The sequence below is a fragment of the Gillisia lutea genome (assembly GCF_021568705.1).
GTDB lineage: Bacteria > Bacteroidota > Bacteroidia > Flavobacteriales > Flavobacteriaceae > Gillisia > Gillisia lutea.
This window is the reverse complement of record NZ_JAKGTH010000010.1, coordinates 135957-150258: the sequence shown is the minus strand read 5'-3', so window position 1 is coordinate 150258 and position 14302 is coordinate 135957. Positions and strand designations below refer to the sequence as shown.

Sequence of the window (14302 nt, the reverse complement as noted above, 5' to 3'; positions counted from 1 at the left end):
TTATATAGTAGGCTTTATTATTTTTTCTATTTCATCAACAATTGCTGAAGTAGCTTTAGGCAACGCCAATTTTTTAATATTTTCTGAAAGATCTTCTCTTACTTTTTCCGAATCAAGTATCAGCAACATCGTTTCTTCAAATTTTTCAACCAGATCCTTTTCGTCAAGCACAAAAGCAGCATTTTCATTTGCTACTGCCAGTGCATTCTTAGCCTGATGATTTTCAGCTACATTAGGCGAAGGAATAAACAAAACTGGCTTACCCACTACACATAATTCTGAAACACTACTGGCTCCCGCTCGGGAAATAATCATATCTGCGGCGGCATAGGCAAGATCCATTCTTTTTAAAAAAGCGGTAGTTTGAATAAGCTTACTATCATGATTCTTATATTGCTCATAATACAAGGAACCTGTTTGCCAGATTACCTGGATATTCCTTTCTTCAAAAAGATTTTTGAATGCTTCCATTAACTGATTAATCCTACGAGCTCCTAAACTTCCTCCCAAAACCAGTAAGGTCTTTTTCTTCGAATCTAGTTTGAATAACGTAAGAGCCTCTTCTCTTTTACTGGAAATATCTATAATGTCCTGTCGTACCGGATTCCCTGTTTTTTTTATTTTATCTGCAGGGAAAAATTTTTCCAGATCGTCATAAGCGGTGCATATTACATTCGCTTCTTTCCCCAATAACTTATTTGTGATGCCGGGATAAGAATTCTGCTCCTGTATAAGCGTTGGTATCTTTCTGGAATTTGCCACCTTTAATAATGGTCCGCTCGCAAATCCACCAGTTCCAATAACAACATCTGGCCTAAACTTTTTAATTATCTTTCTAGAGTTCCATAAACTATCTATCAGCTTAAATGGAAAACTCAAATTCTTCAGACTTAATTTTCTCTCCAAGCCAGTAATCCAAAGGCCTTCTATATGATATCCCGCTTCCGGAACCTTGGTCATTTCCATTCTATCCTTAGCACCAACAAAAAGGATTTCGGCATCTGGATGTCTTCTTTTAATTTCATCAGCAATAGAGATTGCAGGATAGATATGTCCTCCTGTACCTCCGCCTGAAATTATCACTCTCATCTGCTTCATCATATTGCTTCGCTTAAAATATCCAACGGATTTTCCTCTTCATTTTCCATTTCTTCAGAAAGCTTAATTTCTTCTCGCTCTGCGCTCACACTTAATATAACTCCCAGAGCCAGGCAAGTCATCCAAATGGAAGTCCCCCCACTGCTTACCAATGGTAAAGTTTGTCCCGTTACAGGAAACAACTCTACCGCTACCGCCATGTTTACCAGGGCTTGAAAAACTATTGGCAATCCAACTCCTATTACCAGCAACTTCCCAAATACAGTATTTGACTTAGTAGCTACAATTACAATTCTGAACAATATCAATAAATATGCGGCCATAACTCCAAAAGCACCAACAAGTCCCATTTCTTCAACAATAATGGCATAAATAAAATCGGAAGATGACTGTGGTAAAAAATTTCTCTGCACACTCTTACCTACTCCCACGCCTACTATTCCACCACGAGCAATAGCGATTTTTGCTTTTTCTATTTGATAATCGGCGTCCGTATCTTCATCATTTGCAAAGTTCTCGATCCTGCTTGTCCATGTGTCTACTCTGTTGGGCAGCAAACCTGGAAAAGCCTTTGCCGTAAGAATGAATAGTGTAAGTATAAGTGCTCCCGCACCAAGAATAATTCCAATATATTTTATAGGATAGCCCCCTAAAAATACCAGAATGGTAACCATGGTAAAAATGATTGCTGTTGTAGAGAAGTTAGCAGGTAAAATCAACATTAGAACCAGTCCTACCGGCAACCATAATGGTAATATCGTTTCTTTAAAAGTTACTTCCTTATCAACGATCCTGGTAAGATACCGGGCTACATAGATCATTAACACCACTGCTGCCAATGTTGAAGATTGAAAAGTAACACCCACTACGGGAATTTGTATCCACCTACTGGCGTTAGCCCCATCTATGGTTGTACCCTGTACAATAGTATAAACTAACAGTAATATTACCACCGGCAACATTAAAATGGAAAGTCCTTTAAAATAATTATAAGGAATTTTATGTATGGCAAAAAGCAAACAAAAGCCTAACAGCAAATGGAAGAAGTGCACCACCAAATAATTGAAGGTACTTCCATCTCCATACAAATAGGCGATATTACTACTTGCACTATACACCGGTAAAAATGAAAATATCGCCAACAATGCGGTGGTAGCCCAAATAACTTTATCTCCTTTAAGATTTGAAAAGATACTGCTCATGCTAATTAATATTCCTTTTCTATTTTATATAAATACTATTCTGCTTAAAGTTTTCTAACCGCGTCTTTAAATTGTCGACCACGATCTTCATAATTCTCAAATAGATCAAAACTTGCACAAGCCGGTGAAAGTAAGACCGTATTTCCTTTATCGGCAATCTTATATGCCATTTGCACTGCCTCCTGCATAGATTGAGTTTCTGCCATCATATCTACACAGTTTCCAAAGGCTTCGAAAATCTTTGCATTATCTACCCCCAAACAAATAATTGCCTTTACTTTTTCATTTACCAGTGGCAACAATTCGGCGTAATTATTCCCCTTATCTACACCCCCAACTATCCATACAGTTTCTGCGGACATACTATCTAAAGCATAATATGTAGCATTAATATTTGTAGCTTTTGAATCGTTCACATAAAGCACATTATTAATTTTTAGCACTTTTTCCAGGCGATGCTCCACGCCTTGAAAATCTTCCATACTTGCACGTATAGTTTCCTTTCTTATTCTAAGTAATTGCGCTACTGTAGAAGCAGCCATTGCGTTTTTTGAATTGTGTTTGCCTTCTAATTTCAAAGATGATGTTGGCATAATAAACTGGGTGTTATTTATATTAATTTTGATATTGTTGTCCTCTATATAGGCGCCCTGTTCCATTCTATCCTGAAGAGAAAAAGGCAATTTTTGAGATTTTACAGGATTCTCTTTAATCCATTTTGATATAATTTCGTCATCTGCATCATATATAAAAAAATCATCTGCTGATTGATTTTCAGTAATTCTAAATTTTGAAGCTACATATTCATTCAGATTGTAATTGTACCTATCTAAATGATCTGGAGTGATATTAGTAAGCACCGCGATATGAGGTTTAAAATCTACTATTCCGTCCAGCTGAAAACTACTAAGCTCCAAAACATACCAATCAAAATTCTCTTCTGCCACCTGTTTAGCAAAACTATCTCCTATGTTCCCGGCCATTCCTACCGAAAGCCCACCATTCTTTAAAAGGTGATAGACCCATTTAGTAGTGGTAGTTTTTCCATTACTACCGGTAATACCAATAATTTTTGCATCGGTATATTTTGAAGTGAATTCAATTTCCGAGATTACAGGTATTCCCTTTTCATGTAATTTTTTCACCAAAGGTGCTTTATCAGGAATTCCAGGACTTTTCATCACTAGATCTGAAGCCAGAATTCTTGTTTCATCGTGACCGGATTCTTCCCAAGCCACAGCAAGTTCTTCCAGCGCTTTCTTGTATTTATCTTTTATTACTCCGAAATCTGAAACAAAGACCTCAAACCCTTGCTTTTTAGCCAAAATAGCCGTTCCCACCCCGCTTTCGCCGGCTCCAAGAATTGCTATTTTTTTAGTTTCAGTCATTATATATTATCTAAGTTTTAAAGTCACTACCGTTACAATTGCCAGAAATATTCCCACTACCCAAAATCGAACAACAATCTTACTCTCGTGCAATCCTTTCTTTTGATAATGATGATGTAATGGCGACATTAAAAATATTCGGCGGCCTTCTCCAAATCGGCGTTTGGTAATTTTAAACCAGGACACCTGCAATACCACCGATAAATTCTCTACTAAGAAAATTCCACAGAGTATGGGGATCAGTAATTCCTTTCTTGCCGCAATTGCAATTACAGCTATAATACCCCCTATTGTCAAACTTCCGGTATCTCCCATGAATACTTGTGCGGGATAGGTATTATACCAAAGAAAGCCAACTAATGCCCCGGCGAATGCCGTAATAAAGATGGTCATCTCTCCAGATCTTGGGATGTACATAATATTGAGATAGTCTGAAAAAATGATATTTCCCGATACCCAGGCAAAAATCCCAAGCGTTAGCACTATTATGGCCGAAGAGCCGGCTGCTAACCCATCAATTCCATCTGTAAGATTAGCACCATTAGAAACTGCGGTAACTATAAAGATTACTATTGGAATGAATATAAGCCATGCATAATTAGCTAAAGAAGGGTTGATCCAGGTGATTAGACTCGAGTAATCGAATTCATTATTTTTAACGAATGGAATTGTAGTAGTGGTACTTTTTTCTTCTTCCCCTACACTTACTTGTTCGTTTTGTGCTACAAGTTCATTTTTAAATGAAGCCTGATTGGTTTCTTCCTTTACAGTAATCCCCGGATGAAAATACATAGTACACCCAACAATAAGCCCCAGACCAATTTGCCCAATTACCTTAAACTTCCCTTGTAAGCCTTCCTTATCTTTTTTAAAGGTTTTTATATAGTCATCAATAAAGCCAATGGTTCCCATCCATAAAGTGGTAATTATAAGTAACAAAACGTAAATATTTTCCAGTTTTGCGAATAATAAAACGGGAATAAGGGTGGCTATTATAATAATAATCCCACCCATAGTAGGAGTTCCAGCCTTTTCACTTTGCCCAACCAATCCAAGATCTCTTACACTTTCTCCTACTTGCTTTTTTTGAAGATAATTGATGATCTTCTTACCATAAATTGTAGAAATAGCTAAAGATAAAATAATAGCCATAGCCGAGCGAAATGAGATAAACTCAAACAATCCCGCTCCGGGAACCTGGTAATTTTCATCTAAAAAATTAAATAGATAGTATAACATATCTTCTTTTACGAACTCTTTTTAGAGAGCAGGTTAATTATTTATCTAACTGATTCAAAAAATCGGTTACAATTTTAAAATCATCGAAATCTGATCTTTTCCCATTTACTTCCTGATAGGTTTCATGACCTTTTCCGGCAATCAGAATAATATCATTATCCTCTGCCAATTGGCAAGCCGTCTTAATGGCCTGCATTCTATTTACAACCGTCATTGTTTTTTTAAAATCCTGTGGCTCCACACCTGCCTCCACATCTTTTAATATCATTTCAGGATCTTCGGTTCTAGGATTATCGCTGGTAAAGACAACCTTAGTACTAAGGGCGGCTGCGATCTTCCCCATAATAGGTCGTTTTGTTTTGTCCCGATCTCCCCCACAACCAACAACTGTAATTAGCTCTTCGTTTTTGGTTCTTATCTCATTGATGGTTTCAAGAACATTTTTGAGTGCATCGGGTGTATGAGCATAATCTACTATGGCCGTTATCTTTTTCTTAGAAACCACGTATTGAAAACGCCCGCTTACTGAATTCAATTCACTAATTAACCTTAAGCTTTCCTGAGTTTCTAATCCCAATAATTCGGCAGCAGCATAGATTGCTACAATATTATATGCGTTGAAATTTCCAATTAGTTTAGACCATACTTCGTTTCCATTCAGCTTCAATAATAATCCGCCAAACTGATTTTCCAATATCTGCGCGCTATAATCAGCATAGGATTTAAGTGCGTAGGTATATTTTTTAGCCTTTGTATTTTGAAGCATCACTGCTCCATTTTTATCATCTACATTGACCAAAGCAAATGCTGAAGCAGGGAGATGGTCGAAAAACGACTTTTTTACATCTCTATATTCAGCAAAGGTGTTGTGGTAGTCTAAATGATCGTGAGAAAGATTTGTAAATATCCCTCCTGCAAACTTTAAAGCAGTAGTTCTTTCCTGAGCAATTCCATGAGAGCTCACCTCCATAAAGCAATATTCCACACCTTCCTCATTCATTTTCTTCAAATATGAATTGATCATTAAAGAATCTGGTGTAGTGTGAGTAGCCGGAAATACCTGATCGGCAATCCTGATATTTACAGTAGATAGTAAACCAACTTTAAACCCAGCCTTAGTAAATAAGTGATATAATAGAGTTGCAATCGTAGTTTTACCATTAGTTCCCGTAACACCCACCAGTTTTAAATTCTCTGAAGGATTTTCGTAGAAGTTTGCTGCCATGAAAGCTAAAGCCTTCTTTGAATTTTCTACCTGAATATAGGTAACCCCATTTACAATTCTTTCAGGCATGGCTTCACAAATTACCGCAATGGCACCCTGATTTACCGCCTTATCAATAAATTCATGACCATCAGAAATTGTTCCTCTAATAGCTACAAAAGCATCATTCAATTCTACTTTTCGCGAATCGAATTCTACTGCATTTATAGTTACTGAAGTACTGCCCACAACAGCCTCCATGGGTACTCTATATAATATGTCTTTTAAAATTTTCAACTTAAACTTAGGGCTACTTTTTGGTTATTTTCTATTTTCTTACCTGGGGCAATTGACTGATTTTTCACATTTCCCCTCCCGGAGATCTGTACTTTCAATCCTAAATTTTCCAGGATAGCAATGGCATCCATCACCGGCATTCCGGTAACATCGGGCATTACTTTTAAATTCTTTTGCGCGGTGGCATAATATTTCTCAAAATCCTTTGAGATCTTATCATTTTCAATTTCTAATGATTCTATCTCGTCCTCCACAGGAGTATCGGTATATATCTTTTGAGCGATTCTTTTAAATACCGGACCACTCACATCAGCACCATAATACCCAACTCTATTGTCCGGCTTATGAATTACAACAATACTGGTATACTTTGGCTCATCTGCAGGAAAATATCCCACAAAGGAGGATATATACCTCGGGTTTGAATTCCAGTCCTTCATCCAATACTCTGTTTGAGCAGTTCCTGTTTTACCTGCCATAGAAAAATTAGGTGAGTATAAACTCTTAGCCGTTCCACGAACAACCACATTCTCCATTAAAGCTTTCACTTTATTTACAGTTTCCTGAGAACAAATAGAAGGGTTGAGAACCTTCATGTCATTTTTCTCAATGGTTTTATCCCACTCCTTGATCTCTTTAATAAATCTAGGCTTCACCATTACTCCATTATTTGCGATGGCATTGTAAAATGACAGTGTTTGCAAAGGAGTAATTTGAATACTTCCATATCCGTAAGCCATCCAGGGCAAGGAAAGTCCAGACCATTTTTTATCTCCGGGGCTTGGAATATAAGGTATTCCCTCACCTTTTAGGGAAAGTCCAAGAGGTTCGTTCAAGTTCATACGGTTTAGCCCGTCAATGAATTTTTGTGGTTTATCCTTATAATTCTCGTAGATCAGTTTAACCAAACCAACATTTGAGGAAACTTCAAAGGCACGAGCGGCAGATATTTTCCCATAACCTCCGCGGTGGGAATCACGAACTCGGTATCCTTTAACCTTAAAAATTCCATTTTCGGTATCTACCACGGTACTGGTATCTACTACCTTATCTTCTAAAGCGACTACTAGCGCCATCAGTTTGAAAGTAGAACCAGGCTCGTGAGTTTCACCTACTGCATAGTTCAATTTTTCATAATAAGTTCCATCGGCAGTACGACCCAAATTAGAAATAGCTTTTATTTCACCGGTTTTTGTTTCCATGACTACCACTGTCCCATGATCAGCCTTGTATTTTTCTAATTGAGCTAAAAGTGCATGATGGGCTATATCCTGAATATTTACATCTATAGTAGATATTACGTCGTATCCATCTTTGGGCTCTACCTCATTATTATCGCTTATTGGCTTCCATTGCCCTTTTGCTATCTTCTGCTTTAATCTATGTCCGTCCTTTCCATCTAAAAAAGGCCCAAAAGCCCCTTCCAATCCCACGCGGGTATAATAACCCTGGTCATCTTTTCTTTCATAGCCAACCGTTCTCGCAGCCATAGCTCCAAGGGGATGTTCTCTAACCGTTCGCTGCTCCACGATCATCCCACCCTTATAGGCCCCGAGTCTGAACATAGGAAAGCTCTTAACTTTTAAATATTCAGAATACCCTAAATTACGAGCTATAAGGAAGTAACGGTGCTTATTTATCCTTGCAGCTCGAATTCTTTGAGACCAATGAGAGGCACTTTTCCCAAACATGGCTGCAAGCTCTTTGGAAAGCCCCTGAATATTATCTTCAAAGTTCTTATCTGAAACCGTTACCGCATCGAAGCGAATATCATATTTAGGCACAGAGGTTGCCAGCAAATTCCCATTGGTATCATATAGATTCCCTCGATTTGCCGGAATAGTAAAGTTTTTGAAAGCGCGCTCTTCAGCTAACTGATTGTACTTATCACCCTCTACAAATTGAATATTCAATAGCTGCACAGCTACCGCCCCCGCAAAGAGAAACATACAACCCGCTATAATATATAATCGGTTCAATATGTGCTTTTCAGTTGTCGCCACGCTACTATTATTCTTTTATCTTAATTTTTATCTTGAAAGGAGGGGTTTCCGAAGGTTTCACTCCTCTTGCTGCCATTTTATTGGTAATGGTAGATTCCATCTTCAACTTCATTAATGCTGAACGCACATCTACAAATTCACTTCTTAGCTCTCTAACTTCATCATTTAAACGGGCAATGCCGTGTACTTTTCGCTCTGCACTGTGAGAGCATGCAATCATTACAATTGCTAAAAGAGTACAAAAAACAATAAACCTCCAGTTCTTTACAGCATCGCTGCTAATAAGAAAATTTGCTTTTAAGATGTTGCTAATACTCATTATTAATTACTTCTAATTTCACCTACCCCCTCTTGAGCAAAAGATGCTACAATTTCTTAGCTATTCTCAATTTCGCACTTCGAGCCCGGTTATTTTCATATATCTCCTGAGCAGAAGGAACAATTAGACCTCCAACCTTTTTAAAAGGAACGTCTATATTTCCAAAAAAGTCCTTTTCAGGCTCACCCTCAAAAAGACCACTTCGTATATAACGCTTTACCAATCGATCTTCTAGGGAATGGTAAGAGATCAAACTGAGCCTTCCACCTTTTTTAAGCAAATCTTGAGTTTGAAGCAAAAACTCCTTTAAAGCTTCAATTTCCTGATTCACTTCAATTCGTATAGCCTGATATATTTGCGCCAAGATCTTATGCTCTTTCTCTTTAAACAGAAAAGGCTTCAACACTTCCTTTAACTGATCGCTACTTTCTAGAGGCGCTTCCTCTCTTGCACTTACAATGGCAGCAGCAATTTTTGGAGCGTTTCTTAAATCAGCATACTCATAGAACATTTTTTTAAGCTGCTCATGGTCGTATTCATTAATAACATCATAAGCACTTAAGCTACTCTTCTGACTCATTCTCATGTCGAGCTTTGCTTCAAAACGAGTAGAAAATCCTCTTTCTGCTTCATTGAACTGATGCGAGGAGACTCCAAAATCTCCAAGTATTCCATCCACCTGCTTTACACCATGAAATCTCAAAAACCTCTTTATATATCTGAAGTTCTCGTTTATCAAAGTAAATCTAGGATCATCTATCGCATTTCTCAACGCGTCCTGATCCTGATCGAAAGCATATAATTTTCCTTTTTCTCCCAAACGCGATAAGATCTCTCTCGAATGCCCACCACCTCCAAAAGTAACATCTACATACACCCCATCCGGCTTAATATTTAAGCCATCAACAGATTCTTTTAGCAATACAGGATTATGATATTCCATCAAATTCATCGTTACCCATTACTTCTTCCGCCAGATCTGCAAAATCATCCGCCGAAGCTTCAATGGTATTTTCGTATTTCTCTTTATCCCAGATTTCAATAATATTAATTGCTGAAGACAAAACGATCTCTTTTTCTATTTGAGCAAAACCAATAAGATCTTTCGGGATCAACAATCTTCCATTAGAATCCACCTCCACCGTTTTAACACCAGCAGTAAACCTTCTAATAAAATCATTGTTTCGTTTTTTGAAGCGGTTCAAACCATTCATTTTTAACATCAACTTATTCCATTCATCCATCGGATACAACTCCAGACATGATTGAAATACAGCACGTTTCAACACAAAACCTTCTTGCAACATAGGAGCCAATTGCTTTTTAAATGCAGAAGGCACCATAAGGCGGCCCTTTGTATCTACTTTGCATTCGTATGTTCCAATCAAGTTTACCACTCCAATTCTTTATAGTTTCAAATATATTGAATTTATTACCACATTTTACCACTTTACTCCACTTTGTTGATAAGTTTTTCCACCTATTATGCTGAAACACTTCTGAATAGAGCTACTTCATTAGGTTTCAGCAGGTTGATAAATAGCATTAATTTTTACACTTATTGGGATTGAAAAAACTGTTTTTTTGAAGCCAAAAGCTTTAACTAAATGAACACTGTATTTAGTAAAAATGATTATACTTGTACTGAAATCGCTATATTTGCGATTGCTAACCGCAAAGGGCATCAATGGAACATTATTTACAGCAAGAAGGAAAGTTTACCTACCTGGAAAAAGGAGAAGGTACACCAATCGTAATTTTGCATGGGCTTATGGGCGGATTAAGTAATTTTGATGGTGTAGTAAACTTTTTCCCGGAAAAAGGCTACAAGGTTGTTATCCCAGAACTTCCACTTTACACCATGTCTCTTCTTAAAACCAGCGTAGGAACTTTTGCAAAATATCTTAAAGAGTTTATTGAATTTAAAGAATACAAAGAAGTTATATTATTAGGAAATTCCTTAGGAGGACATATCGCCCTTCTATTCACAAAAATGTTTCCTGAACTTGTAAAAGGACTTGTTATCACAGGCAGTTCTGGATTGTATGAAAACGCAATGGGCGAAAGCTACCCGCGACGCGGAGACTATGAATTCATAAAGAAGAAGGCTCAAAATGTTTTTTACGATCCTGCCGTAGCAACCAAAGAAATTGTAGACGAAGTGTACGTTACTGTAAGTGATCGCAACAAACTTATAAAAACATTAGCCATTGCAAAAAGCGCCATTAGACATAATATGGCTAAGGATCTTCCTAAGATGACCACACCCACTTGCATCATTTGGGGAAAGAACGATACAGTAACCCCTCCGGAGGTAGCTGAAGATTTCAATAGACTACTTCCCGATTCCGACCTGTATTGGATAGATGAATGCGGGCACGCCGCTATGATGGAACACCCAGATCTTTTTAATGATCTTTTTAATAGCTGGCTGCAAAAGCGAGAATTTTAATTCCCAAACAAATGAAAATTAAAACTGCTGAATTTATAATCAGCAATAGTGATGTTTCCAGGTGCCCCGACAGCTCCTTACCAGAGTACGCCTTTATAGGACGAAGCAATGTTGGAAAATCATCCCTTATTAACATGCTTACGGGACGCAAAAGCCTGGCCAAAATTTCAGGACGCCCGGGAAAAACACAGTTAATAAATCATTTTCTAATCAATAATGAGTGGCATTTGGTTGATTTACCGGGATATGGATATGCTAGAGTATCAAAATCCATAAAGAAAACCTTTCAAAAATTTATTACTGCATATTTTGAACAGCGCAAACAAATGATATGCGCATTTGTTCTAGTAGATTGTAGACACGAACCACAACCTATAGACTTAGAATTCATGCAATGGATGGGAGAACACGGGATACCTTTCTGTATTATCTTCACTAAGGCCGACAAGCTAAAACCAAAGGCATTAGAAAGAAATATTGAAGCTTATAAAGATAAATTACTGGAAACCTGGACAGAAATTCCCCAGTATTTTATAACCTCCTCTGCCAACAATCTAGGCCAGGAAGAGGTTTTGGAATTTATAGACAGTATCAACCAACAATTTATAAGGGAATAAAAAAAGAAGCAATTGCTTCTTTTTTTTATATGCTATTTTAAAACTCAAATGAGAGCAACAAAAAAAACCGTTAGGAATTATTACAATTCCTAACAGCTTTTAAATAAATTGAACACTAATTATATTAAAGTGCCGAAACGTGCTTAGCCAATTTTGACTTCAAGTTCGATGCTTTATTATCGTGAATAATGTTATTCTTTGCTAATTTGTCAATCATAGAAACTACAGAAGGAAATAAAGTTTCAGCTTCTTTCTTATCAGCTTCACGCAATTTTTTGATGGCGTTTCTGGTAGTTTTATGTTGGTAGCGATTTCTAAGACGCTTGGTCTCATTGCTACGGATTCTTTTTAACGCTGACTTATGATTTGCCATTACAAATACTATTTAATTAATTTTTTAAAGTAGTCCGTAGGGGAATCGAACCCCTGTTACCAGGATGAAAACCTGGCGTCCTAACCCCTAGACGAACGGACCATTATTTCAAAAAGGAAACTGTGTTTTCACAGCCAAACTTGTCCTTTTACAAGTTGATGCAATGTAAAATTGCTTCGTAGTCCGTAGGGGAATCGAACCCCTGTTACCAGGATGAAAACCTGGCGTCCTAACCCCTAGACGAACGGACCATTATTTGCTTAATTGCGGATGCAAAAATACAACTATTTTTAAATGCTGCAAATGTAGAAGTCACTTTTTCTAAAAAAAAATCAATTTTCAGAAAATCCTTGCAAAATCCACGCTCGAAAGATTCATTCTCTTATCATTTCCAGCATCAAAAAACATTGATAACCAGCACCATGTCAAAAAACTAATTTCAATTGCAAACTTATAAACTAAAAGAGAAATAAATTAATATTTTTTTCTATTTACTTCTCTTCAATTTATAATTAATAGGCTTTAGCAAATAAAACCCTTTGGGAGGAAGGTTTACCTGTTAAAACACATACTCCTTCTTCCTTTTCCGCATTTATAGGAATACATCTAATAGTTGCCTTGGTTTGCTCCTTTATTTTAAGCTCAGTCTCAGAAGTACCATCCCAGTGCGCCGATATAAATCCTCCTTTGTTTTTTAGCACCTCCTTAAATTCAGCATAACTATCTACCTCAGTAATATGAGAATCTCTATAGTTAGCAGCTCTATTAAATAGATTATCCTGAATCTCTACCATTAAGCCCTTCACTTTTTCCACTACTTCAGTTTGAGGAACTATCTCTTTACTTAGAATATCCCTTCTTGCAAGCTCTACACTTCCTTTTTCAAGGTCTTTAGGACCAATAGCAATTCGTACCGGCACCCCTTTCATTTCATATTGAGCGAATTTCCAACCCGGCTTATGTGTATCTCTATCATCATACTTTACAGACACCCCATTACTTCGAAGCTCAGAGGCTAATTTATTAGCAACTTCAGATATTTGAGCTAATTGCTCCTCTCCTTTATATATAGGAACAATTACAACCTGTATCGGTGCTAAGTTTGGAGGTAATACCAAGCCCTGATCATCGCTATGCGTCATGACAAGAGCTCCCATCAACCTTGTTGAAACCCCCCATGAAGTAGCCCAAACATACTCCAACCTACCTTCCTTTGTAGCAAATTTCACATCAAAAGCTTTAGCGAAATTTTGTCCAAGAAAATGAGAAGTCCCAGCCTGTAAGGCTTTGCCATCTTGCATCAAAGCCTCTATACAATAAGTTTCTTCTGCTCCCGCGAAACGCTCATTGGCAGTTTTGGTTCCCTTTATAACAGGTATTGCCATAAAATTCTCAGCAAACTCTGCATAAATATTATTCATTTGCTCAGTTTCTGCAATTGCCTCCGCTTTTGTAGCATGCGCCGTATGACCCTCCTGCCATAAAAACTCAGCAGTTCTCAGGAAAAGCCTAGTACGCATTTCCCATCGCACTACATTTGCCCACTGATTTATTAAAATAGGCAAATCTCTATAAGATTGAATCCAGCCCTTGTAGGTGTTCCAAATTATAGCCTCAGACGTTGGTCTAACAATTAATTCTTCTTCCAGCTTAGCATCGGGATCTACAATTAGCTTAGAACTATCTGCTGGATCTGTCTTCAACCTATAGTGCGTAACAACAGCACATTCTTTAGCAAATCCTTCAGCATTCTTTTCTTCAGCCTCAAACAGCGATTTAGGAACAAACAATGGGAAATATGCATTTTCATGTCCCGTTTCTTTGAACTTTCTATCTAGTTCAGCCTGCATTTTTTCCCAAATTGCATACCCATAAGGCTTTATTACCATACATCCTCGTACTGCCGAGTTCTCAGCTAGATCTGCCTTGACTACCAATTCATTATACCATTTGGAGTAATCCTCTTGGCGCGTTATTAATTTCTTACTCATTCTTGTTATTTGGCATAAATGTTGCGCCTTTTCAAAGTGTTGTGGCTTGTGTTAAAGGTACAACTAGTTAGCGCAAAACTAACTATTTTTGTAATGTTCAACAATTAAATACACAGCTA

At 37.4% G+C, this 14302-nt stretch carries 13 protein-coding genes and 2 tRNA genes; 2 read left to right on the top strand and 13 right to left on the bottom strand.

Annotated elements, in window-relative coordinates:
- Genes murG through mraZ form a run of 9 tightly spaced genes read right to left on the bottom strand, consistent with a single transcriptional unit; the run spans position 1 to position 10147 of the window.
- Entirely contained in the window at positions 1–1101 is a 1101-nt protein-coding gene (murG, locus tag L1I30_RS11760; protein ID WP_236134490.1) for an undecaprenyldiphospho-muramoylpentapeptide beta-N-acetylglucosaminyltransferase, read from the bottom strand.
- Entirely contained in the window at positions 1098–2300 is a 1203-nt protein-coding gene (locus L1I30_RS11755) for an FtsW/RodA/SpoVE family cell cycle protein (protein ID WP_236134489.1), read from the bottom strand. The genes murG and L1I30_RS11755 overlap by 4 nt, the downstream gene beginning before the upstream one ends.
- A gap of 44 nt (positions 2301–2344) precedes the next feature.
- Entirely contained in the window at positions 2345–3688 is a 1344-nt protein-coding gene (gene murD / locus L1I30_RS11750; RefSeq protein WP_236134488.1) for a UDP-N-acetylmuramoyl-L-alanine--D-glutamate ligase, read from the bottom strand.
- A gap of 6 nt (positions 3689–3694) precedes the next feature.
- On the bottom strand, positions 3695–4927 hold the full coding sequence (mraY, locus tag L1I30_RS11745) for a phospho-N-acetylmuramoyl-pentapeptide-transferase (protein WP_236134487.1): 1233 nt from the start codon (positions 4925–4927) through the stop codon (positions 3695–3697).
- A 37-nt stretch (positions 4928–4964) separates the two neighbouring features.
- A complete protein-coding gene (locus L1I30_RS11740; protein WP_236134486.1) occupies positions 4965–6428 on the bottom strand; it encodes a UDP-N-acetylmuramoyl-L-alanyl-D-glutamate--2,6-diaminopimelate ligase in 1464 nt (487 codons plus the stop codon).
- Positions 6425–8431 (bottom strand): PASTA domain-containing penicillin-binding protein, encoded by a 2007-nt coding sequence (locus L1I30_RS11735; protein WP_236134485.1) that lies wholly within the window; start codon positions 8429–8431, stop codon positions 6425–6427. The genes L1I30_RS11740 and L1I30_RS11735 overlap by 4 nt, the downstream gene beginning before the upstream one ends.
- Before the next feature lie 7 nt (positions 8432–8438).
- Entirely contained in the window at positions 8439–8750 is a 312-nt protein-coding gene (locus L1I30_RS11730; RefSeq protein WP_236134484.1) for an FtsL-like putative cell division protein, read from the bottom strand.
- A gap of 46 nt (positions 8751–8796) precedes the next feature.
- Positions 8797–9693 (bottom strand): 16S rRNA (cytosine(1402)-N(4))-methyltransferase RsmH, encoded by an 897-nt coding sequence (rsmH, locus tag L1I30_RS11725; protein WP_236134483.1) that lies wholly within the window; start codon positions 9691–9693, stop codon positions 8797–8799.
- Complete coding sequence (gene mraZ, locus L1I30_RS11720) at positions 9680–10147, bottom strand: division/cell wall cluster transcriptional repressor MraZ (RefSeq protein ID WP_236134482.1); 468 nt, start codon at positions 10145–10147, stop codon at positions 9680–9682. The genes rsmH and mraZ overlap by 14 nt, the downstream gene beginning before the upstream one ends.
- A gap of 290 nt (positions 10148–10437) precedes the next feature.
- Here mraZ and L1I30_RS11715 point away from each other — a divergent pair, with 290 nt between their 5' ends.
- Both L1I30_RS11715 and yihA read left to right on the top strand, forming a co-directional pair.
- Positions 10438–11202 carry an alpha/beta fold hydrolase gene (locus L1I30_RS11715; protein ID WP_236134481.1) on the top strand — a complete coding sequence of 255 codons (765 nt, stop codon included), beginning with the start codon at positions 10438–10440 and terminating at the stop codon, positions 11200–11202.
- A gap of 11 nt (positions 11203–11213) precedes the next feature.
- The gene (yihA, locus tag L1I30_RS11710) at positions 11214–11819 is read left to right on the top strand and encodes a ribosome biogenesis GTP-binding protein YihA/YsxC (protein ID WP_236134480.1); all 606 of its coding nucleotides are present in this window, start codon (positions 11214–11216) and stop codon (positions 11817–11819) included.
- 124 nt (positions 11820–11943) lie between these two features.
- Here yihA and rpsT read toward each other — a convergent pair whose 3' ends face one another.
- The 4 genes from rpsT to proS form a co-directional block, all read right to left on the bottom strand.
- The gene (rpsT, locus tag L1I30_RS11705) at positions 11944–12192 is read right to left on the bottom strand and encodes a 30S ribosomal protein S20 (protein ID WP_236134479.1); all 249 of its coding nucleotides are present in this window, start codon (positions 12190–12192) and stop codon (positions 11944–11946) included.
- 30 nt (positions 12193–12222) lie between these two features.
- Positions 12223–12294: transfer RNA gene (locus L1I30_RS11700), tRNA-Glu, on the bottom strand.
- 77 nt (positions 12295–12371) lie between these two features.
- Positions 12372–12443: transfer RNA gene (locus L1I30_RS11695), tRNA-Glu, on the bottom strand.
- Positions 12444–12704: 261 nt separating this feature from the next.
- On the bottom strand, positions 12705–14183 hold the full coding sequence (gene proS / locus L1I30_RS11690; RefSeq protein ID WP_236134478.1) for a proline--tRNA ligase: 1479 nt from the start codon (positions 14181–14183) through the stop codon (positions 12705–12707).
- Positions 14184–14302: the final 119 nt, after the last annotated feature.